Origin of the sequence: Collinsella sp. CLA-ER-H3, assembly GCF_040092425.1 — a bacterium.
GTDB lineage: Bacteria > Actinomycetota > Coriobacteriia > Coriobacteriales > Coriobacteriaceae > Collinsella.
Genome location: NZ_JBBNLP010000004.1, coordinates 165,180 through 187,538 on the forward strand (window position 1 = coordinate 165,180; position 22,359 = coordinate 187,538).

20 protein-coding genes are annotated in these 22,359 nt (G+C 60.1%); 7 read left to right on the forward strand and 13 right to left on the reverse strand.

The window, feature by feature from the left end; translation table 11 throughout:
* Positions 1 to 38 precede the first annotated feature (38 nt).
* The 3 genes from AAAX32_RS04830 to AAAX32_RS04840 all read right to left on the reverse strand — a co-directional run bounded on the left by AAAX32_RS04830 (position 39) and on the right by AAAX32_RS04840 (position 3,406).
* Entirely contained in the window at positions 39 to 1,562 is a 1,524-nt protein-coding gene (locus AAAX32_RS04830; protein WP_349100150.1) for a C69 family dipeptidase, read from the reverse strand.
* A 354-nt stretch (positions 1,563 to 1,916) separates the two neighbouring features.
* A complete protein-coding gene (locus tag AAAX32_RS04835; protein WP_349100151.1) occupies positions 1,917 to 2,771 on the reverse strand; it encodes a bifunctional 5,10-methylenetetrahydrofolate dehydrogenase/5,10-methenyltetrahydrofolate cyclohydrolase in 855 nt (284 codons plus the stop codon).
* Between the two features lie 2 nt (positions 2,772 to 2,773).
* The gene (locus AAAX32_RS04840; RefSeq protein ID WP_349100152.1) at positions 2,774 to 3,406 is read right to left on the reverse strand and encodes a cyclodeaminase/cyclohydrolase family protein; all 633 of its coding nucleotides are present in this window, start codon (positions 3,404 to 3,406) and stop codon (positions 2,774 to 2,776) included.
* A 376-nt stretch (positions 3,407 to 3,782) separates the two neighbouring features.
* On the opposite strand from AAAX32_RS04840, the gene AAAX32_RS04845 reads away from it, so the two are divergent.
* From AAAX32_RS04845 to AAAX32_RS04855, 3 genes are all read left to right on the forward strand, one after another.
* Positions 3,783 to 4,382 (forward strand): hypothetical protein, encoded by a 600-nt coding sequence (locus AAAX32_RS04845; RefSeq protein ID WP_147351026.1) that lies wholly within the window; start codon positions 3,783 to 3,785, stop codon positions 4,380 to 4,382.
* A 240-nt stretch (positions 4,383 to 4,622) separates the two neighbouring features.
* Positions 4,623 to 5,216, forward strand: a complete 594-nt coding sequence (locus tag AAAX32_RS04850; protein WP_349090023.1) for a hypothetical protein — start codon at positions 4,623 to 4,625, stop codon at positions 5,214 to 5,216.
* Positions 5,217 to 5,521: 305 nt separating this feature from the next.
* Positions 5,522 to 8,011: a phosphatidylinositol-specific phospholipase C gene (locus tag AAAX32_RS04855; RefSeq protein WP_349100153.1), complete on the forward strand. Its 2,490-nt coding sequence runs from the start codon at positions 5,522 to 5,524 to the stop codon at positions 8,009 to 8,011.
* A gap of 94 nt (positions 8,012 to 8,105) precedes the next feature.
* Here the strand turns inward: AAAX32_RS04855 and AAAX32_RS04860 are convergent, their stop codons facing one another.
* Entirely contained in the window at positions 8,106 to 8,375 is a 270-nt protein-coding gene (locus AAAX32_RS04860; RefSeq protein ID WP_022095134.1) for a hypothetical protein, read from the reverse strand.
* 205 nt (positions 8,376 to 8,580) lie between these two features.
* Between AAAX32_RS04860 and AAAX32_RS04865 the strand changes: the two genes are divergently transcribed.
* From AAAX32_RS04865 to AAAX32_RS04875, 3 genes are all read left to right on the forward strand, one after another.
* Positions 8,581 to 9,594, forward strand: coding sequence for a PDDEXK nuclease domain-containing protein (locus AAAX32_RS04865; RefSeq protein WP_349100154.1), 1,014 nt, complete (start codon positions 8,581 to 8,583; stop codon positions 9,592 to 9,594).
* Positions 9,595 to 9,657: 63 nt separating this feature from the next.
* Positions 9,658 to 10,446 (forward strand): ADP-ribosylglycohydrolase family protein, encoded by a 789-nt coding sequence (locus tag AAAX32_RS04870; RefSeq protein WP_117817517.1) that lies wholly within the window; start codon positions 9,658 to 9,660, stop codon positions 10,444 to 10,446.
* A gap of 32 nt (positions 10,447 to 10,478) precedes the next feature.
* Positions 10,479 to 10,700, forward strand: coding sequence for a hypothetical protein (locus tag AAAX32_RS04875; RefSeq protein WP_055250924.1), 222 nt, complete (start codon positions 10,479 to 10,481; stop codon positions 10,698 to 10,700).
* 610 nt (positions 10,701 to 11,310) lie between these two features.
* On the opposite strand, the gene AAAX32_RS04880 is transcribed toward AAAX32_RS04875, so the two are convergent.
* Positions 11,311 to 11,682, reverse strand: a complete 372-nt coding sequence (locus AAAX32_RS04880) for a DUF1499 domain-containing protein (protein ID WP_055250926.1) — start codon at positions 11,680 to 11,682, stop codon at positions 11,311 to 11,313.
* Between the two features lie 116 nt (positions 11,683 to 11,798).
* Complete coding sequence (locus AAAX32_RS04885) at positions 11,799 to 13,136, reverse strand: hypothetical protein (RefSeq protein WP_349100155.1); 1,338 nt, start codon at positions 13,134 to 13,136, stop codon at positions 11,799 to 11,801.
* Between the two features lie 218 nt (positions 13,137 to 13,354).
* On the opposite strand from AAAX32_RS04885, the gene AAAX32_RS04890 reads away from it, so the two are divergent.
* Positions 13,355 to 14,536, forward strand: coding sequence for a cation diffusion facilitator family transporter (locus tag AAAX32_RS04890; RefSeq protein ID WP_349100156.1), 1,182 nt, complete (start codon positions 13,355 to 13,357; stop codon positions 14,534 to 14,536).
* Positions 14,537 to 14,548: 12 nt separating this feature from the next.
* Here AAAX32_RS04890 and AAAX32_RS04895 read toward each other — a convergent pair whose 3' ends face one another.
* The 7 genes from AAAX32_RS04895 to AAAX32_RS04925 form a co-directional block, all read right to left on the reverse strand.
* Positions 14,549 to 15,538: a hypothetical protein gene (locus AAAX32_RS04895; protein ID WP_349100157.1), complete on the reverse strand. Its 990-nt coding sequence runs from the start codon at positions 15,536 to 15,538 to the stop codon at positions 14,549 to 14,551.
* Between the two features lie 179 nt (positions 15,539 to 15,717).
* On the reverse strand, positions 15,718 to 17,385 hold the full coding sequence (locus AAAX32_RS04900) for a formate--tetrahydrofolate ligase (protein WP_117778469.1): 1,668 nt from the start codon (positions 17,383 to 17,385) through the stop codon (positions 15,718 to 15,720).
* Between the two features lie 144 nt (positions 17,386 to 17,529).
* A complete protein-coding gene (ruvB, locus tag AAAX32_RS04905) occupies positions 17,530 to 18,597 on the reverse strand; it encodes a Holliday junction branch migration DNA helicase RuvB (protein WP_022095140.1) in 1,068 nt (355 codons plus the stop codon).
* Complete coding sequence (gene ruvA / locus AAAX32_RS04910; protein ID WP_117564493.1) at positions 18,597 to 19,217, reverse strand: Holliday junction branch migration protein RuvA; 621 nt, start codon at positions 19,215 to 19,217, stop codon at positions 18,597 to 18,599. Before ruvA ends, ruvB begins: the two co-directional genes overlap by 1 nt.
* Positions 19,217 to 19,738 (reverse strand): crossover junction endodeoxyribonuclease RuvC, encoded by a 522-nt coding sequence (gene ruvC, locus AAAX32_RS04915; protein WP_035137351.1) that lies wholly within the window; start codon positions 19,736 to 19,738, stop codon positions 19,217 to 19,219. Before ruvC ends, ruvA begins: the two co-directional genes overlap by 1 nt.
* A 137-nt stretch (positions 19,739 to 19,875) precedes the next feature.
* A complete protein-coding gene (locus tag AAAX32_RS04920; RefSeq protein WP_117637342.1) occupies positions 19,876 to 21,861 on the reverse strand; it encodes a hypothetical protein in 1,986 nt (661 codons plus the stop codon).
* Between the two features lie 117 nt (positions 21,862 to 21,978).
* Positions 21,979 to 22,341 (reverse strand): desulfoferrodoxin family protein, encoded by a 363-nt coding sequence (locus AAAX32_RS04925; RefSeq protein ID WP_349100158.1) that lies wholly within the window; start codon positions 22,339 to 22,341, stop codon positions 21,979 to 21,981.
* Positions 22,342 to 22,359: the final 18 nt, after the last annotated feature.

A 22,359-nucleotide genomic window follows, 5' to 3' on the forward strand; every position in this document is an offset into this window, starting at 1 on the left:
ACAAAGCGTTTTAGCGCTATTCGATCGACGGGAAACCCTTACCTCACGTTGTCGTTCATCGCAAAAGAGTTCTTCATGGCGCAGCTCGTGGTGTAGAGCACCTTGCCCAGTAGAGCATCGGTCTCCACGCGAACACGCTCGGCAAACTCCTCGTTGGCGCGTGCAAGTTCGGCAGGCACTTCGGCCTCGGGCAGAACGGCTACGGCAGCGTCGATGTCATGGATCTGCTTGTGGCCCATGCCACCGACCTTCTCCTGATAATCCTCGACCGCGCGACCGCACTCATGGAAGCGGACGTCAGCCAGCGCGCCGATCAGGCGGTTGGCCCAGTAGAAGTTTTCGGACGTCACGCGAGCCTGCGTGTCGGCATAGTACTCGGGCATGGTCTCGACGTTGGCGTACAGCGGAACCAGCGCGTTAAACGAGTTGGAGCCAAACGCCATCCACTGCACGGCGCGATAGGCCGGCTGCGCATAGGGACGCAGCTGCAACACGGCGAGCTGGCTGTTGCGGTTGATGCCGATGGGGCGATATGCGCCACGCGTAGCGGGCGTGCCCTTGCTACCGTAGCAATCGTACTCCGTGCCCTGGTAGTGGCTCGAGAGTACGTACTTGATGTCCTCGATGGTCACCTTGCGCTCGGGCACGCGGCTCCAGGGGATATCGTCGCTCTCGGGCGTGTAGTCGGCGTCGGGGCCATCCCACACGTCGCTGGGGTTGAGACAGCGCTGCATGTACCACGCGCGCGGCGTGTTGTAGACGTGGTCGCTGTCGCTGTGCGAGCCAAAGGCCTCGCGCGGGTTAAAGACCGCAGCCGGGCCGTCGCCCTCGACGTCCAGCGTCAGGTCCAGATGCCACTCGGCCATCCAGGCGCGCAAGTCGGCGGAGCACATGTGGTCGGCCTGGGCGCCCTCGGCGTCATCCAGGTCAAAGCTGTCGATACCCAGCTGGTTGGGCATGGTCACATAGGCGTCGTCAGGCACGCGCTTGGCAATCCAGTGGTGACCACCGATGGTCTCGAGCCACCAGATCTCGTCCACATCACTAAAGGCGATGCCGTTGTTCTCGTAGGTGCCGTAGCGCTCGAGCAGGTCGCCCAGGATACGAACGCCGTCGCGGGCGGACTTGGCGTACGGCAGGACAAGGGTCACCATGTCCTCCTCGCCCAAGCCACCGGGCTGCGCCGGAACGTATCCATCCTCGCCTTCGTTGCCCTTGGTGGGCACGTAGTCCACGAGCGGGTCGGCGCCGCGAACGCGCTCATTGGTGGTGAGCGTCTCGGTTGCGGACATGCCAACATTGAGCTCGTTGAAACCGGCCTCGGCCCAGATGCCGTGGCCCGGGACAACATCGGGGACGCTCGTGTAGCGCATGGGGTTATCGGGCAGTTCAACGGTCAGGTGACTCAAGACGCTCGTGTAGACGCGCGGCTGCTCGTCGGGATGTACCACGCGCATGCGCTTGGGCTCAAACACCCCGTTGGACGAGTCCTCGTTGCGGGCGACCAGCGTCGACCCGTCGTAGCTCGCGTTCTTACCAACCAAAATCGTTGTGCACGGCATGCGCATCCTCCTTGAGCGAAGAAATCAAACGGCAACAGTGTATCGCTTCGGCGCAAAAAGGGCGAAAACACGGCGCTGGCAACCCCTGTGGTCAAAAAATGCCAAATATGAGTACTGTCACCAATTTAGTAACAGCAATTTTGCTACGTATGGGTGTCGAAAGTCTACATTTGTTCAGAAATTAGATGATTTAATTCCTCATAGGTCCAATAAAATAGGCTCTCTAACGATAATAAATATCGTTAGAGAGCCTATTTGACCTAAAATATATGTGACTATCTTGGCAACAGTACTCATATTTGGCATTTTTTGTCCACGGGGTATAGAACTAACCCCTCAAACAGCCCAAAACGCCTATTTCGATGCGCGCTCGGCCGCTTCGATCACGTGTTTGGCGAGAATCGCCGTTGTCACGGCGCCCACGCCGCCCGGCACGGGGGTGATGGCACCAACAACCGGCTCCGCGGCAACAAAATCGACGTCACCCACCAGCTTGCCAGCGTCCTCATCCCAGTTAATGCCCACATCAATGATCGTCTGGTCCTCGCGAACGGCATCCACGCCAATCGTGCGCGCGCGTCCAACGGCGGCAACCACAATATCAGCCGCACGGCACTCGGCAGCAAGGTCGCGCGTATGCGTATGGCACGTCGTCACGGTCGCATTGCGCGCCGTAAGCATGGCAGCAACAGGACGCCCGATCACCAGCGAGCGCCCGACCACAGCAACCTTAGCTCCATCCAGCTCAACGCCATAATGATCCAGCAAAGCAAGCACGGCTTCGGCTGTGCAGGGGGCAAAACCCTCACCGCGCCCCGAAAGCGTGGTGAGCAGCGAAGCCGGCGTCATGGAGTCAACGTCCTTGGCGGGATCGAGCGCTGCGGCGACGGCGTTCTCGTCAAGGCCGGCGGGCAGCGGGCGGAACATCAGACAGCCATGGACAGCCGAATCGGTATTGATGTCCTCGATGGCCGTCAACAGCTCGTCCTGCGAAACATCGGCGGGAAGCAAAATGCGACGAACCTCAATCCCCACTTTTTCACAGCGCTTGAGCGCACCGCGCTCGTAGGATAGGTCGTCCTCGCGCTCGCCCACGCGAACGATGGCGAGCGTCGGCACAACGCCGCGCTCACGCAAAGCGGCACAGCGAACAGCAAGTTCCTCGGTCAGCGCGCGAGCAACAGGAGCACCCTTCAGTAGCTCAGCCATGGCTATCCTCTCTTCCTTGCAGCGTCGGCGGCGCGGCGCGCCAGCGCATCGGCGCGCGGCAACCATGTGTCGAGCAGCTCATCACACGCCGTCTCGAGCTCCTCGGCACGAACGCGATCTTTCATAGACGTGGTGTTCGCAAAGAGCGTCAAGCTCGCGCCCTGCATAGCGGCACGGCAGAACACGGCGCCGCACGCCACATCGGACAGCAGCTGACGCGAACCCTTGTCGGCCATGTCCTCGAGCAGCGCCAGCGCACGCCCGCAGGCATCCATAATGCGATACGGCGGCATAGCGGCCACATGCAGCGCATCCTGAATCACGGTCGCTCGAGCCGGATCGTCACGCGGAATACCGTACGCCGCGGACACCCGCCTGTAGGCACGAACGTCCTCGGAAACCAACTCGACAAGCTCCTGGGCCAGCTCATCAGCCTGGGCAAACGCGCGCGTCAGGTCATCCGCACGATCAGCAAGCGCGGGATTAGTCGCACCGTAGCGGGCAACCATTCCGCACAGCGAGGCGCCCAGCGCGCCCACAAAGGCGCTCGCGCTGCCACCGCCGGGAACCGGCTCGCGCGCGGCAAGCGCCTCGGCAAACCCGCGGCAGGTCTTGTCCATCATCTCTTGGCTCATACGCATGCACCTTCAAGTCATATACATCGGTCGGGTGGAAACCGCCGACCGACCGCATCGATCACATAATGGTGCTAAGTCTAGCCCATAAGTACATAAGCGTCAGCGCACCTGGCCATCGCGGATTTCTATGACAAACGATAGGCGTCGGCACCGCAAACATGGGACACATGGCCCACCTTTCGAGACTTCCGGGCAGCGGCAACTGGGGCATACATATAGGTAAGGAGCCCTATGTTGGGGCAAGCTCATCACGGCACCGGACGACGAATGGAGGAATCACCGCACAGCAAACAAAGTCATCATGTGCACGCGCAACCGCCGCCCCAGCGATCCGCGGCACACGATGTCCCTGGCAGACAAGGAGGACGCCACCATGAAGAAAAAGACCCTATCGATCCTTTCCCTTTGCATCGCCCTCTTTGCCGCGTTTGCCCTTGTCGGCTGCGGCGGGAGCGCATCGGGCGGCAGCAGCGCCTCCAAGAGCGAGAGCAAGGAAAAGACCCCCGTCGCCAAGAAGACCGACTTTATCTGGTTTAAGGTCGAGATGCCCGAGGGCGTCGGCGTAAGCGACTCCGCCGGCAAGAATGCCGACAGGGTCCAGCTCACCTTCCCCGAAGACGAGAACGCCTCGGCCGATCGTTTTATCCCCGTTTGGAAAAAAGCGCTGACTGCCGAGGAATCCCACGCCGACCAGGCGGAAAAGAAGGGGGATACGTTCCAGTGGAAGGATGGCGGGTCCGTCGAGTATAACGGCAGGACGTGGCTCGTCGGAACGTACGAGGACAACAGTGGCATCACAACCCTCCTCTTTACCGACGTTGAGCCGGGAAGCGTCTACGTCCTCATCTCGAACTTCGACCAGCACAAGAAAGAAGCCGAGGCGCTCCTCAACTCCATCGAGTTCCCCGATGACATGGCAGAGGCAGTTTCCGAGGCACGCGAAGTCGAGATTTCGAGCATCGAGATCAAGTAACGGGACACCCGCACGCGCCTACGCGCACCAGCGCGCATGCGCCCATTAAAACAACGGGCGCCCAACCCGGGGGGGGCCGACAGCATCGGCCCTCCCCTCTTTTGGACCCGCGCATATTGCCACTTGTCGGCGCAATTCCAGCCCTCAGAATGGGACACATGGCCCACCCTAGCGAGCCGTCCACGCGTACAGTAAAGGCAGGTAATCCATGGGCGGTTACAGATCGAGGAGGACACGACCATGAAAAAGAAGGCCTTTGCGATTCTCACCCTCTGCATCAGTCTCTTTGCCGCGGTTGCCCTGGTGGGTTGCGGCGGAAGCGGCGGCGCTACCGGCAGTGGCGGTGGCGGCGGCGCAGAAAAGCCAGCCGTGGATATGAGGACCGACTTCATTTGGTTTAAGGTCGAGGTGCCCGAGGGCGTCGAAATCACGGACGTCGCAGGCGACACGGCCGATAGGGCCCAGTTTAAGTTCACCGAGAGCGAGCACGCCAGCGACCGCTTCATCCCCGTCTTCGACTCTGACAAGAACGCTGACGAGCTGTTCGACTACGAGGCCAAATGGAAGGCCAACTTTGAGTGGACCGAGAATGATCCCGTCAAGTACAACGGCAAGACCTGGCGCAACGCTTCCTATACACACTCGGGCGGCGTGACGACTGAGTACTTCACCGAAGCAGGCGGCGGCAGCGTATACGTGAGCATCGACAACGTCGAGGAGCACAAGGACGCCGTCGAGACCATGATGAAGTCTCTGGAATTTGCCGACGACATCGCCGAAGCCAAGACCGAGGCCATGGACGTCAAGCTCGACGATATCGAGATCAAGCGCTAAGCAACTGGCGAGCGCAGCGGGAAACACGGGCGCAGTGCAAACAAGCGACGGTGCCCCAGCGTTTCGTACTAAGGGAGGGCCGGTAAACCGACCCTCCCTTTCTTATGCCGGCACCTGACGAACGCGAGGATGCCGGACGCCGGAACCGCCCCAAATGTGGCAACAGTACGAAAACGACAAACACCCCAACACGTCCGCCCACCGATTTATTGCGCCGCGCAGACAATTAAACCAGCATCTTTAAACATCTGGGCAGTATAGTGACCAAAACTATCGCATAACCGCACTCTGCGAATGGAGAAGTCATGACCGAACACCATGCCATCAGCCGCCGAGCGTTTACGCTGGGCCTAGGGCTTGCGGCGTTGTCACCACTTGCAAGCCTGCCCGAAACCGCAGCGCCGGGCATTCCCCTGCGAGCGGCATTTGCAGACAACACACCCGCACCGTCGGACAGCCTCGACAATTTCGTCATTCGCCTTCGCCCCGCGGGCTATTTTCGCACCGCGAGCGTCAACCAAGACGGCAACGTTCGCGGCAACGTCTGCCACCTGTTTAACGACGGCACGTCCAGCAAGCTCATCCTTGAGAACGTAACGACCAAGAATGACGATACAAACTGGTATGCTATCCGCACCTTGCTCAATTTCGAAGAGCATAAAAAGACGGGCTACAGCATTTGGTCGGTCGACGACGACTCGGACAAAGATGGAAAGGTCATCCACGTATGGGGCGGCGAGTATGACAACAAGCCCAGCCGCGCTTTTGCGTTCGAGCGCCAATCAAACGGAACCTATATCATCCGAGACCGCACGGTCGAGAAAGAAACCGAGAAAAAAGACATTAAGTACCTGGCAATAGAATCGAACGGCGAAGACCAGGACAACAATAAGATCTGCCATAAGAGTAAGAGCATTCCGTGGGAGCTCGAACTTATCGGTTACGACATGAAAAAGAACGATGCCACGGTTAGCAGCCTCGACTGGATCACGTACAGCAGCTACGTCGATGGGCCATGTTGGATGAAATACGTCGACGACAACAAGTTCCTCGACGAGCTGAGCATCCCGGGTACGCACGATTCGGGCACCTGCAGCGTGGACAACGACACTGAGCCCCAATCCTCGCAAGTAAAATGCCAGCAGGATTACATTCCCACGCAGTTGCTCGAGGGAATCCGCTATTTTGATATCCGACTCGGAAAGGGCAACGACCCCGGTATCTGCCACGGGGATTTCTACCTATTCAAAAAAGACGGGTACTATCTGCATCTCTCCGATGTCATCGGGTACTTTAAAACGTTTTTGAGCGAAAACCCGAGAGAAGCGCTTATCATGCTCGCATCGCGCGGCAACGACGAGGCTACCGATGACAGTGTTACGACGGCCTTCGCCAAAGTTATGGCCGATAACCCCGATCTGTTCTACACGTCGAGCCACGTCCCCACGCTGGGCGAGGTGCGCGGAAAGATCGTCCTGCTGCGTCGATTTAGGCTCGACGGCAACAGCGTAGACGGCCACACGTGGGGCCTCGACCTTACCGAATGGGATGACAAGATCAAGGCTCACTCCGACAGCACCACTATGTGTCTCGTCCAAGACGCGCGGGGCTTTGAAGCCGCGGGGGAAACAGGCGACAAAGAGCCCTATTGCACCAAGGTATACGCCCAGGACAAGTACAAACTCACGGGAACCGACAAGCTCAGCTGGGTCGATAATGCGCTGAAGGAAACGACCGAGCGCACGCACAACAAGGTGGACGTCGTGGACGATGACGGGGCCAACGTGCCAGTCCAGGAGCGTTGCTGGTCTATCAACTACACCAGCTGCACGGGCTTGTCGCACGGAGGCAATCCTTTTACCTCGGCACGAGTGGTCAACGAGCATCTGTATAAGAGCCCGTATATCAATCCCAGCGGCATCGAGGATACAAAGTCAGATTACCTCAAGCACATTGGCATTATCGCATCCGACTTTGTTGATGCGGCGCTGGCCCGGAGCATCTATCAGCGCAATTACGATTACGATACACAGCACAAGCAGACAGCTTCGTACTACCTCCCGACCCGCATGCGCATGACGTACGGCAACTCGCTGAGCGACGTCTCGCTCCAGGACGGCAAGACCGTTGGCGAGGGTCATTTCCGCCTCGTCGACAGCAGCAACGTACTCAACGTGGCGGCTTCGGGCCATGCGTTTGCCATTGAATACGTGGATGTCGACGCCCTGGGCAACGAGACCGTTACGGGGCTGCAGGGCTCTGTGCCCATTGATATCGATCCACGCGCGCTGACGCCCCATTTTGAGGGACTCGAAGGCCTTAAGGCCGGCGAAGACGTGCGCGCCAAGATTGCGGCATCACTCGAGGGCAAGCTCGAAACCGATGCCTGCACAGCCCATCTCGAGTTTGTGCACGACGCGGACGGCGCTCCGGGCACGGCAATGGCCGAGGGCGAAACATTTGCCGCAGGAACGTACTGGGTGCGCGTGAACGGTCTCTTGGGCGACGCGGCGCAGAACTACACGCTCGCCAGCGATGGAGCCGCAAGCTTTACCGTAGCGGCCTCGGGCAGTGCAGGCGGCGCTGGCACCGGCAGCGGCACGGGTTCCAACGCAGGCAGCGCTGATAAGAACGGTAAGGGCAACAAGGGCAAGGGCTCGCGCGGAAAGCTCGCCGACACGGGCGACGGCTCTGGCGTTGCCGCCGGGCTCGCTGCCGCCGCCGTGGCGACAACGGTCGCCGGCGCGGCGATGCTTGCCAGTGACGGTGAAAACGCTGGGGACGGTAGCGAATAGGCAAGCCGGCCTTTTAGACACATCGACTCAATCGGGGGCGCAGAACACCGTTCTGTGCCCCCGATTTTTACCTTGGTCCGAACGCCGCTATCGGCTACATCACCATGTTCAGCGCGTTCACAAATTCCTGGGCCTTCGCACGGCTGCTCAGGCTAAAGACACAAGCAGTCAACAGCCTGTTACGTAGGAAAACGTCGCGGCCCTTGATCCTGTTGACCCCCGTGATGTCCTTAAGGTAGACAATCTCGGTGTGCTTGCCGCCGAAAGTGCCCTTCTTGAGTACCTCAATACGGTTGGGGTAGATCTTGACGTCTTTAAACCTACCCGAACCTTTGTCCTGGAACAGCAAAGTGTTGTTGTCCATACGCGCCGCTCCCCGTGGGGTTCGCTAAAACCGTCTCTATGGTCACATTTTAGTCACCGCAAGGCCCCCATGCAAAGGTGCCAGACAACGCAGCAATTCGTGTCCGCGCGAGGCTTTAAACTAAATGTAATAAAGATGCATTCCTCAAGAGGAAAGTCGGGCGATATTGATGGGTGAACTGGTAAACCGCGGGGAATCGACAATCGTGCCAGAAGTTTTTTACAAGCAGGTTTCCTCGATTCTCAACGCCGCTCGCAACAAGGCATATACCGCCGTTAACTTTGCGATGGTTGAGGCGTATTGGGAGATCGGCAAGAGCATTGTTGATGAGCAGGGCGGAGAGGAGCGCGCCAAGTATGGAGAGGCACTGCTCAAGGCCCTCGCAATCAGACTTACCAAGGATTTTGGTAAAGGTTTTGAAGCAAGAGAGCTGCGCAAAATGCGTCAGTTCTATCTTGCATTTCCAATTCGGGACTCACTGCGTCCCGAATTGAGCTGGACACATTACCGCAGGTTAATACGCATTCCTGACCCCGAAGCTCGCAACTGGTACATGAACGAATGCGCCGATTCTCGCTGGAGCACGCGTCAGCTCGAACGCCAGATCAACACCATGTTCCGAGAGCGCCTACTTGCCAGTAAGGACAAGGAGGCCGTCACCCAGGAAATCCAAAAGAGCGCCCCGGCTCGTCGCCCCGAGGATATCATCCGCGACCCATATGTGCTGGAGTTTTTAGGTTTCTCGGACGATACTGCGTTTCGCGAGAGCGATCTAGAGCAGGCGCTCATCACGCATCTTCAGAAGTTCCTGCTGGAGCTTGGCCGTGGCTTCGCTTTCGAGGCGCGCCAAAAGCGCATCACCTTTGATGGGCGCCATTTCTATATTGACCTTGTGTTTTACAACTATCTGATGCGCTGCTTCGTGCTCATCGACCTTAAGACCGATGACCTTACGCATCAGGACCTGGGCCAGATGCAAATGTATGTGAACTACTACACACGCGAGCTCATGAACGAAGGCGACAATCCGCCCATAGGCATCGTGCTCTGCGCGGACAAAAGCGATTCGATCGTCGAGTACACGCTGCCCGAAGACAACGACCAAGTGTTTGCCGCCAAATACCTGCCATATCTTCCAAGCAAGGAAGAGCTGGCGCGCGAGCTGAGTGCCGAGTACCGCGCCATCAACGAAGCGACTAATGGCGAAGCGCAAGGGTAGCGGCACGTTGCGACCGATACCCCCGACGGCGCTCCACATCACCCGGGATAAGAGGAGCTTTCCATGACAGACAGACCGAAAACAACACTGCGCGACTGCATCTATGGGCTTGCCGTCGGTGACGCGCTGGGCGTTCCCTACGAGTTCAGGCCCCGCGGTACGTTCGAATGCACGGACATGATCGGCTACGGCACGCATGGGCAACCCGCCGGCACCTGGAGCGACGACACATCTATGACGCTTGCTACCTGCGACTCGATTAGGGAGCTCGGGCACATCGACACCGCGGACATGCGCGACAAGTTCGTAAGCTGGATTGCCCGTGGCGAGTATACGATCGACGGCGTTTTCGATTACGGCGGTACGACCGCCCGCGCCCTGCGCACCGGCAAAGGAGGCTCCGGCGAGCGCGACAACGGCAACGGATCGCTCATGCGCATCGCTCCCCTGGCGTTCACCGATGCGACAGACGAAGAGGTCAGCAAGGTCTCCGCGATTACGCACGCCCACAGAACGTCGACCGACGCATGCATCATATTTGTCGAGCTGATGAGGGATGTGATGAACGACGTGCTCCCCTCGTGGGCGCTCCATCTGAAAGGCGTGCCTGAGCAGGAGATCAGGTCGGGTGGCTTCGTGCGCGACACGCTTAAGGCAGCCACCTGGTGTTTCGTCAACACTAACAGCTACGAAGATTGCGTGCTTGCCGCCGTCAACCTAGGCGACGACACCGACACCACCGCAGCCGTCGCCGGCGCCCTCGCCGGCACGGCATACGGTCTCAAAGCCATCCCACAGGAGTGGATCGACACTCTGCGCGGCAAAGAGCTGATTGAGAGCTGCCTGTTTTAAGGCGCCATTCAAGAAATAAGGCAGGAGGCATCATGGAGAGGAAGATCGCAAATATAGACGAGTTCCAAGTGGACGAAAACGGAATTCCGCTATTTCCAGTAGGACTGAAGGAGGAAGCCAGCCTCTATGTCCTCCCCGACGGGCGTTACCTCCCCTGCGGGGTCTACAGGACCGCGGACGGCGGTTCGATCATTTATGAGCCATCCGAACTAAGCTTCTTCGGGCAGATGCTTGCTCAATTCAAAGAGAACTAGAGGCTTGATTGCCCGTTAGATCGACACTGCTCCAAGCCATGGGGCGGGTAGGATGTCTCCCGCCGCGGCCTGTGAGGTAGAATTACGACTGCCGCGGAATCCGCCTGCGGGCAACGCTCCGATCTCCGATTGGGGTGAAGCCTATGAACTTGTTTCTTGAAATCCTGCGCCTCTCGATGTATGTAACCGGCATCGTCCGGAACCTCTACTCGATCTGGCGGGAATATAAGCAGTAACGGATAGCGAAGGGAGTCATGCAAAGGGCCGGTCGCACCCGGCCCTTTAGACGATAGTACCTGCGTTGCCCGCGCTTCCAAAGTTGACCGACTGAGGAGCGGGTTCCGCGGCACATCCTGATTTTACCCAGTGGCAAGGCTCTTTTACAGCCGTTCCACCGTTTATTTACATCCGCCAATCAAGACGAGGCTACTACGCACCTTTATTACACACGATGTTTTCAGCCTGGTATAAACAAGTTCAATAATAGAATGCAAATCCAACCATCGTGTCTGATTACGAAAGGATTTTTGCCTTTTCTGCAGCAAACTCTTCCTCGGTAAGTACTCCACTCTCACGCAGTGCTGCAAGCCTCTCAAGCCTTGCAACTACATCAACCACTATCCGCCAGCGTCTCAATAGTCTGTGAAACCTGCGGATACCGCTCGAGCTCCTTCGATAGGGCATCGACTATCTTGGCAATATTCTTTGCATTTTTGCCCCCGTTTAATACGTTTGCCCTGACCTTAGATGACGACTTGACAGTAACGCCAGATCCGCCTTCAACTGGAACAACCGAAATACTGATATTTTCGCCCCAAGACCAAAGGCTCATACCAATCTCGGCTGCAACTGTTCTTGTTGTGGGCGATGCACTATCAACTTTTACTTTAGGCAGCTTTTCCATAGCTGCCTTCAAGGCATTAAACGTGTCGTCAGGAGAATACGGTACCTGAAGCTGAAGCTGCTGATCCGCAAAACCCATAATCTGGCCTCCGCTTCTTACAAGATTAAGGCTATCGGCAATGGTAGCACGTTCCCAGCAGTCTTAAGTTCGTCTCATGACCTTGCGATGCAGCCCGACGCCCCGGCACCACTCCCCTACTTACCAAAAATCGCAGCGAACAATCCCTTGCGTTTGGGCTTTTCTTCTCGGTAAGAACCCTCGGCGACCGCTGCCACCTGATGCTGCTGCTCGCCGCCTCCACGGCGCACGATCTGGTACAGAAACGGCGACTTAACGTATTTGACCTCGATGGGCGTGGCGTGCACGGTGCTCTCGCCGGACAGATGCAGGCTCGGGTTGAGCGGTGCCACCACATGCGTCTCGCGCTTGTCGCTAAACACCACCGCGGCCGCGCGGCCCGTCTGGCCGTTCACAGCGATGCGCACTTGCTCGCCGTCGCGGCTGTCCGTCGCCGGACGATCGACAAAGTAGACCGGCACCATCACCAGACCGTCCTTATGCTTGCGGGCCTTGCGCGCCCAGGTTCGGATGCTCTTTTTATTGAGCCCAAGCACTGCCTCGGCATCGTTGCCGGCAATGTCGAGCGCCAGCTTATCAATGACCACCTGGTCCTTGGTAGATGCATCGACGGAGACAACGCGAAAGTCGCCCTCCTGCATGGCAGGATCGAACGGCCCCACCTTGCCAAAGTCCCACGGCTCCAAAATGCCCATAAGACGAACGTCCAGGTAGTTTGCCCGCGGATACGCCCAATCGAGTACCTCGTAGTACACCAAGGTCTCCTTGCTCAGGCCCTTGCCCGGGAAGGACGCCATCATGCGCAAATCCGCGAGCGCCATGGGGAAGTAGAAGAGCATCATGTCGTTTTGAATCACGTCTTCCACATCGTGCCCGGCAAAGGCGTCGGGGTACTGGCGCACCAGCTGCAGCGCGTTGGCACGTGCCTGCTGCGGTGAGATTTCGCAAGGAATACCCTGCTCGGGTACATACTCCGCGCCAACGCCCATGGTCAGGCGCTTGCTAAAGGTACCGGGCTTGAGCAGGTCGGTAACGCCGATCTTATTGCCGCAGGACGGGCACTCAAACACGCGCTGAGTGGACTCGCCTTCAAAGGACGCGCCGCAGAAGGGGCAGGGAATGCTCACGTGCGTGGCTTCTTGGAACTCCTGCGCCGTGCCGCGGTCCTCCCATAGCAGATGCTCCAGAACCGACTGATTGCGCCAGTGCGAATTAAAGAAATACCAGTCCGGGTCCTCCGGGCGCTCGAGCTGCGACACATGGGTGAGCTTAAGTAGCCCATCGACAACCGTCAGCGGCGCATGGCGAATGCCCAAAGCGCTCTTGGGCTCCCCCGCATCGGCCTGCCACGGAACGACCGTGCCGCAATAGGCGCACTCAAAGCTGCGTTTAGCCTGGTGTGAGTACATAGGGCCGCCGCAGTTTTGGCATTTAATGGCAAACATCTCGTCCATGGAAACGTCCTCCTTTGCACAGGGGCTGTCGACATTAAGTATGTCGAGCAAACAGGCACATGCCCATACCCATGTGGCCCAAAATGGACCACCCAGGCAAACGAGAAGGCTCGCTCGTTAGCACCGGCAGACCATTGCTGCATTTTCTGAGCATCGGTGCACAGCGCCTCCGCGCGAGCTACACTATCCCCTTAAACATGACTGTGAGGACGACCGCTATGCTATTTGTAAATCGGCTGGTACATACGCTTGTTCCCGGCAGCGAGGGCGAGCCGGTCGATACCTCCTGCCGCACCAACGCGGGCTTCGCCGCAAGCCTCATCTGCATTGGCCTCAACATCACCCTGTGCCTGGCCAAGGGCATCGCAGGCCTGCTCGCCGGCTCCGTCTCCCTCATCGCCGACGCCTTCAACAACCTCTCCGACGCCTCGAGCAACATCGTGAGCCTGCTCGGGTTCCGCCTTGCCAGCCGCCCTGCAGACGAAGGCCACCCCTATGGCCACGGCCGCTACGAGTACCTAGCCGGCTTGTTTGTCGCCGTCCTGGTTTGCGCCGTCGGCATCAACCTGATCCTCGAGTCGGTCACTAAGATCATCAAGCCCTCCCCCACCGCCTACACACTGGTCTCCCTAGCCGCTCTCGTCTTGTCCATGCTCGTCAAATTCTGGATGGCCGCATTCAACCGTGCGCTGGGCAACCGTATCGATTCCGAAACACTCATCGCCACAGCACAGGACTCCAAAAACGACGTCATCACCTCGGGATCGGTCCTGGCCGCAGCGCTTATTTCGCAGACGACCGGCTTTGACCTCGACGGCTGGGCGGGCCTGGGCGTGGGCGTCTTCATCTGCATCAGTGGCATGGGCCTGGTGCGCGACGCCATCAGCCCGTTGCTGGGGCAAGCGCCCGACCCCAAGCTCGTCCAGGCAATCCGCGACAAGATCATGTCCTATCCGCAGGTCTTGGGCACACACGACCTGATGGTGCACGACTACGGCCCCGGTCGTCAGTTTGCCAGCGCCCACGTGGAGATGCCCGGCGAGGGCGACGCGTTTGAACATCACGAGATCCTGGACACCATCGAGCACGACATCAAGCGCCAGATGGGCATTGACATCACGCTGCACTGCGACCCCATCGCGACAACCGGCGATGATTTGCGCGGCTGGGTCAAGCGCGGCATCATGCAGATCGACCCCGCACTCTCCATCCACGACCTGCACGAGCACGACGGGTTCGTTTCGTTTGACCTGGTGCGTCCCGACGGCTTTGATATATCCGACGAGGAGCTGCTGGAGCTCGTCACGCGCATCGTGCACGAGCGCCGGCCCAACGTCTCGTGCGTCGTCACATTTGATTCGGGCTTCAGTTCGCCCGAGCGTCCGGCCGAGCAGCTGTAGCCCGCTTAACAGCTAGTTTCCCTGCGCGCCCGAGATGCCGTTTTGTAGGGCGTTCCAGGCATCCGTCGCCATGTCGCCCAAGTTCTGAGCGGTGTCGCCCAGGTTCTGAGCCGTATCACCCAGCTCTTGGGCCTTATCCCCAAGCTCCTGTGCCTTGTTGCTCAAGTCCTCCAGCGTATTGGAGCTCGAGCCGTCGGTACCGCTTTGGCCGTCGGACGAGTTGCCCGAGCTGTTCTTGTGCGTGAGCTGAATTTCGAGGTTGCCGCTGTCGTTATAGTAAGCAGAAGTAACGATCCAGTTGGCATCGACGACGGGCGTTGAGCCATCAACAGTCAGGACCACGGCATTCGAAAGATCGGCGCCGCGCGACTTAAGGAGCTTCTTGGCGTTGGACCAGTACTGCCCCGGGATATCGCTCAGATCGACGGTGCTAGACGAGGCGGACTCGGTTTGCTCGGCAGCGGTATCGGCCGTTGAACTCCCTCGCTTGTTGAGCATGCCCGACACAATGGCAAACACAACCGACAGCGCAAAGAAGATCGCCAGCACGATGAGGATCTTCTTGATCACGCTCGACGAACGCGACGGCTTCTTCTCCTCGTCCTCGCCATATTGCGGAATCGACTTGGGGTACTCGCGATACGGCTCGCGCGACTCGTAGCGAGGCTGCGCCGTGCGAGGCATATACGTCGTCTGCTGAGGCTGCGGAATGGGATTCTGCGGCAGGTCATCATAGGGATTCGGTGTCGAAGCGGCATAAGAATCCTGCGACGCATAATCAAACGGGTCCGGAGCTGCGTTGCCATAGGGGCCTTGCGAAGATGCAGCGTAAGAATCCTGCGCCGTGTCGCCATAGCCCATAACCCGGGTGAGCTCGGCAGAAGGCTGCGTCGCGGCGGGGTCGGCATAACCGGGGTTGGGAACAACGCGGGTCGCATCGGCGCTATCGCCAGCCTGCGCGGAACCGTAGCCGCCCATCACGGTTGTCTTGTCCTGATCCATGCAACGATTCCTTTCCGTCGCGCGCGAGCCTCAAGTTATCCATGCATTCTACCCGCGCAAAAGCCTATGATGGGCAGAGTCCGTCGGTATCTACAAGACATGCGCGGGCCTAAGGATAAAAAAGCCCCGCCGGGCCTTGGGGGCACGGCGGGGCGGGCAGGCAGCTAGGGGCAACAGGCTTAGAACAGGCCGGTGATGTTGCCGTCGTTGTCGACGTCGATGTTCTCGGCCGCGGGAACCTTGGGCAGGCCCGGCATGGTCAGAACACTGCCAGTCAGTGCGACCACAAAGTGGGCACCGGCGGAAACCTTGAGCTCGCGCACCGTGATGCGGAAGTTCTCGGGAGCGCCCAGGGCCTTGGCGTTGTCGCTAAAGCTGTACTGCGTCTTGGCCACGCACACCGGCAGGTTGCCAAAGCCGTTCTCGCGCAGCTCGGCGAGCTGGCGCTTGGCGGCCGGCGTAAAGTCAACGCCGTCGGCGCGGTAGACCTTGGTGGCAATGGCCTCAAGAGCGTCGGCCACATCGGCGCCGTCCTCATAGGCAAACTTGAGCTCGCTCGGCTGCTCAATCAGACGCATGACCTCATCGGCAAGCTCGAGCGCGCCCTCGCCGCCCTTGGCCCAGACCTCGGAAAGCTTAACGTTGACGCCGAGCTTCTGGCACTCGGACTCGATGAGCGCAAGCTCGGCCTCGGTGTCCGTCGGGAAGCGGTTGATGGCGACCACGCAGGGCAGACCATAAACGTTCTGGATGTTGTCGACGTGACGCAGCAGGTTGGGCATGCCGGCCTTGAGTGCCTCGAGGTTCTCCTCGTTGAGGTCGGCCTTGGCGACGCCACCGTTGTACTTCAGCGCACGAGCGGTCGCGACGACCACGACGGCGCTGGGGCGAACGCCCGTCATACGGCACTTGATGTCGAGGAACTTCTCGGCACCCAGATCGGCACCGAAGCCGGCCTCGGTAATGGCGACATCGCCAAAGCGCATCGCCATACGCGTGGCCATGATAGAGTTGCAGCCGTGGGCGATGTTGGCGAAGGGGCCGCCGTGGACAAACGCGGGCGTGCCCTCGAGCGTTTGCACCAGGTTGGGCTTGAGCGCGTCCTTAAGCAACGCGGCCATGGCACCCTGGGCCTTAAGGTCGCGGGCACGGACGGGCTCGCCGGCAAAGCTGTAGCCGACGACGATCTCGCCCAGGCGCTCCTTGAGGTCGCTGATACTCGTAGACAGGCACAGGATTGCCATGACCTCGGAGGCGACGGTGATATCGAAGCCATCCTCGCGCGGCACGCCCTGGGCCTTACCGCCAATACCGTCGATGACGTGGCGCAGCTGACGGTCGTTCATATCGACGACGCGCTTCCAAGTGATGCGTTTAACGTCGATGCCAAGCTGGTTGCCCTGCTGGATGTGGTTATCAAGCATGGCGGCCAGCAGGTTGTTGGCAGCACCGATGGCATGGAAGTCGCCGGTAAAGTGCAGGTTGATATCCTCCATGGGGATCACCTGAGCCCAGCCGCCGCCGGCAGCACCGCCCTTAACACCAAAGACGGGGCCGAGCGAAGGCTCGCGCAGGGCCACGGCACTCTTGACGCCGCGACGACGCAGGCCATCGGCCAGACCGATGGTCGTGGTGGTCTTGCCCTCGCCCGCAGGCGTTGGGTTGATAGCGGTCACGAGGACGAGCTTGGCCTGGTGATCGGTCGGCTCGTTGAGCAGCGAATAGTCGACCTTAGCCTTGTCGAAGCCGTACGGAATAAGGTGCTTAACGTCGACGCCGGCGTTCTTGGCCACCTCGGTAATAGGCAGCGGCGTGACAGAACGTGCGATTTCGATGTCAGTAGGCATGGGCGGTCCTTTCGTTACCGAATGAGAAAAAGACCAATTCAGCATAGCACGGGCGCGCAATAGTAAAACACCCATAACCGATGAACGGCGATATGTTTACCCGATGCCCAGCGATAGCCCAACAGCCCGCCAAAACAAAGCGCCCTAAACGGTAGGTTCAATCCCCAGGTGCTCAAAGGTGCGAAGGGTTGCCTGACGGCCCTGCGGCGTACGAATCATCAACCCGCACTGCAGCAGATACGGCTCATAGACATCCTCGAGCGTGCCCGGGTCCTCGCCCACCGCGCTGGCAAGGGTCGTAAGTCCCACGGCACGACCGGAGAACGTCTTAGCGAGCGTCTCCAAAATGCGAATATCCATCCAGTCCAGACCGAGCTCATCGATCTCGAAGAACTCGAGCGCCTGGCGACAGATATCGAGCTCGATGGGGCCGTTGCCGCGCACCTGTGCGTAATCGCGCACGCGCTTGAGCAGGCGGTTGGCAAGACGTGGCGTGCCGCGCGAACGCGAGCCGATCTCGAGTGCACTGGGATGGTCGATCGTCACGCCCAGGATAGTCGCCGAGCGCGTAACAATCTGCGCGAGTTCCTCGACCGTGTAGTAATCCAGGCGATATGAAATGCCAAAGCGGTCGCGCAACGGGCCGGTCAACATGCCTGAGCGGGTCGTTGCCGCCACCAGCGTAAACTTGGGGATATCCAGGCGAATCGAGCGCGCCGCCGGACCCTTGCCAATCACGATATCGAGGGCAAAGTCCTCCATCGCGGGGTACAGGACTTCCTCGACCGAACGGTTGAGGCGGTGGATCTCGTCGATAAACAGCACATCACCCGGCTGCAGATTGGTAAGGATAGCCGCCAGGTCGCCGGTACGCGCGATGGCCGGACCACTCGTGGTCTTGATCTGAGCGCCCAGCTCGTTGGCGATAACGGTGGCCAGCGTGGTCTTGCCCAGGCCCGGAGGACCCGAGAAGATCACGTGGTCGAGCGTCTCGCCGCGGCTCTGCGCTGCCTCGATGAGCACACGAAGGCTCTGCTTGATATGCTCCTGACCGCAGTAATCGTCCAGGCGCTGGGGGCGCAAAGTGCGATCGACATCGAGGTCCTCGGCCGTCAGCTCCGAGCCCACCATGCGCTCGCCGTGCGCCATGGATGCCGCCGGCGAGTTGCCGGGCGTCGCCCACAGGTCCTGAGAGTCATCGGCTTCCCACATCACGCATCCATTCCGAGTCGCTTAAGCGCCGCGCCGAGCAAATCCTCGACACGCATATCCTGCCCATCATACCCGCTCAGAGCGACATCGGTCTCCTGCGGGCTAAAGCCCATGGAAAGGAGTGCCGCACGGGCGTCATCGATCGCCGAAGGAGCGGCGGCGGGCACGGGCATCGCAACCTGACCGGGGATCGCATCGACCGGCACAAAGCCCTTGTCCTTGGCAAAGGTGCTCTTGAGCTCCAAGATGAGGCGCTGGGCGGTCTTTTTGCCCACGCCGGGCACCTTGGCCATGCCCTTGTCGTCCTCGGCCATCACCAGGGAATACAGCTGTCCCACGGTATAGGTGGAAAGCACGGCGAGCGCCAAGCGCGGGCCAACGCCCGAGACGGACACAAGCCGGTCGAACATCGTGCGCTCATCCTTAGAGGAAAAACCGAAAAGTGTCATAGCGTCCTCGCGCACCTGCATACGCGTGTAGAGGCGGACCTCGCCGCCGGGCGTCGGCAACGTGGCCGCAGTGCTGCCCGAGATGCCGAGTTCAAAGCCAACGCCCGACACGTCGACGACAGCAGAGCTCATCGTGGCCTCGACAAGCGTTCCATGGAGCTGGGAGATCATCAGTATCCGGTTCCTCTCTGTTGATAGAACTCGCCGCCGGTGAGGGCGCGGGTGCGGCTGAGGTTAACGTGGCAGATGGCGCAGGCCAGGGCATCGGCGGCATGGTCGGGATGCGGGTCGTGATCGAGCTGCGTGAGCGTACGAACCATATACGCGACCTGCCGTTTGTCCGCAGCGCCGGTGCCCACAACAGCCTGCTTAATCTGCATAGGCGTATACTCGCCAATCTCGAGCGCGCATTCCGAAAGCGCCACGAGCGCGGCGCCGCGGGCATGCGCCGTAGGGATGGCCGAGCGAACGTTGGCGCCAAAGTAAATGCTCTCGATAGCAGCGGTATCGGGTCGATAGCGCTCCACGACACCCTTGAGGTCGCGGGCAATATGCGACAGGCGCACCGCGAGCGGACTACCCGCACTGGTCTCGATGCAGCCATAGGCACGGCAGCGAACCTCGCCACGCCGCTCCTCGATAATCCCCCAACCCGTATGAGCCAAACCGGGGTCAATGCCTAAAATAACCAAGCCAACCTCCCCTCGTCTTTTACCAAGCGCAAGGCAAGGCCCCGTGCACTACTCACGAACGTCTGTTCTAGAATAACACAACGGGGTCAAGATGCTTAGTTGAAGTATCGGGGTTGAGAGCGAATCCCATCCCCAGTTTAGTTCTGCGAGAAGAATGGGAACTGTCGGGGATCAACCGGCGGATGCGGCATCGGGCCACCCTGGGGCCCACCCTGCGGGCCACCCTGGCCGCCCATCATCTTATCGATGGCGTCCTGAACCTCGCCCTCGAACTTTTTCATTCCCTCGTGTAAACGACGCTGACCGTCTTCAGAGCGCAACTCCTCCATTTGTTCGGGCGAAATACCCAGTAGCTCGCCCAGCACGCCCATCATCTCGTTTCGCACGCGCTCACTAGTATCCTCGTCAGCAAAACGGCGCACCTCGGCGCGCGCCAGCGAATCGACCGTCATACGCTCCTTGCCGTTAAGCCCCAGGTCGGACCACGCGAGCATGTACGGCCAGGAGCGCTCGGCAAACGAACGGGACGAAACGATCGGCGCCGTCGGCAACATGCGGCGGGCAGCCTCACCCTGTCGAACGAGCATCAGCAGCAGCGAGCAGGCCTCAGGCTTGCCAGCGGCCATCGGGATGTCGTCGAAAGATCGATTGCGGTCCACGTGCGCCTCAAGCGCGCCATCGATCTCACCCGGCTCGACCCCGCCGAGCAGCTGTGCCGCGCGGTCGAGCATATCGACCGGACCGTCGAGCGTCGAGAGCGCCTGCGCCAGCACTCGCTCCATACAATCTTCCACCGCGTTGAGCGTCACGAGCTCTTGGGGCACCACGGCAGACGTGCGGTTGCGCACGCGCGCCACAAACTCAAGCGTCGACAGGTACACATCGCCAAAGGGCGCATAATCGCCCTGGTAGCCGCCGCAAAGCGCCGGCGCCGCCAGTGCGTACTCGGTTTTGGACAGCGGGCTCAGCGCCATCGCACCCAACTCGAGCGCCGTGTCCTCCAGCATGAGGCCCAGCGTGCGAGAGCGCAGGCGCTCGGCGTCGCCCGCCGACACATCGCGGTCGAGCACGCGCGCGGCATCCGGCGCATCGCGCTCAACCGTGCGAATATGCAGGCGCTCGGCGATGGCGCGAACGGCGGCACAGCGAGCAGCCTCGGCCTCCTCCTGCGCCGGCGTAAAGATGCGGTTGCGCCCCAGCACCAGGCCAATCACATTACGTGGGCCCAGAGCGTCGACGGCCAGCGCCGCCAGCAGGGACGACGGCAAGTCGCCCTCGAGTGCCACCACGGCGCGCGACGCACCGTGGGCCCGGGCGTTGTCGCGCACGGCGAGCACCAGCGCCTGCCACAGCCACTCCTCGGAACGGAACTCGGGCAGTTCGTGATCTTCCAGGGCATCGAGCATCACGCCGCGCTGAATCTCCTGAACCAGCAGGCTCTCCTCAAAACACGGCGCTTGGGCCACCACGCGACCGCAGTCGTCGAGCACAAACGAACCGCCGGTATACACCGACTCGTCATAGGCACCGACCGGCGCCATGCAGGCAAACCACACGCTGCGCTTGGATGCGATCTTGCGGTAGGCGCCGCTGCGAACGGCGGCAATGGCGGCAGTCTCGCGGTCGGTCATGTCAAACGCATTGAATTGGAAATACGCAATGAGGTCAACACCGGTCGGCAACATCTCGAGTTCGCGGTCCAAGTCAAAAATCACGGCAATGCGCACGCCGTCCACGTCGAACACCGGCGGCGCCCAACGCGTGTCGTTGTTCTCACCACGCTGCAGGGCAATGCTCGAACGTGCCGGCACCACATGACCGTCCTTGAGCATCATGTAGTCGAGCAGCGGCTGGCCCTCAAACGAAACCGCCGCGGGCACGATGCAGATCATGTCAAGCTCCTGGATACGCTCGGCGACACCAGTCAAGCCGGCAAGCATGTCGTGCTCAAAGTCGGCAGTGCCCACCAGGCCCCCGGGCATGGCGCCCATAAAGAGCGGAGCCGGAACGCACAGCACGCGTGCCCCGCGCTCGTGGGCCAGACGAGCCTGGTCCTCGATGCGGCCGCAAATGCCCTCAATATCACCCAGGCGCATATCGATCTGTGCAAGCGCGAGCTTCATGGCTCAGCCCTTTCCGTCGTAAACCATCGAAATCGTAGTAAAAGCGCCGGCCGCATAATGCAGTCGGCGCTCGCATGTGCATATGCTAGCTATGATACCCCGAGCGGGGGCGCGCTCCTAGAATGTCGCGGACCACAGCCCGTGCAGGTTGCAGTAGGCATAGACGGTACCGGTCTTGGAACCGCCGGCAAAAAACGTCGCGGGCTTCATGCCGGGCTCAAGGTAATGGACCTCTAAGCGGCCCTCGGCCTCAAGGGCGATCCACTCAATATAGTGCTCGGGCAGGCTGGGGTGCTCGACCGAGCCCACGCGTGCGCGAATCACGTGACCGTCGCGCTCGGTCTCGACAACAGGCACGTGCTTCTCGTGCGCCGCGTCCTCAGTGTTTGCGGTCAGTTCCGTGCAACCGGCAGGGGTTGCAACGTCGTTGCCCAGGGCGGCAATGAGCTTGCCATTGGGGTCCTTAAAGAATTTCGCCATGATGTTCTCCTTTGCTGA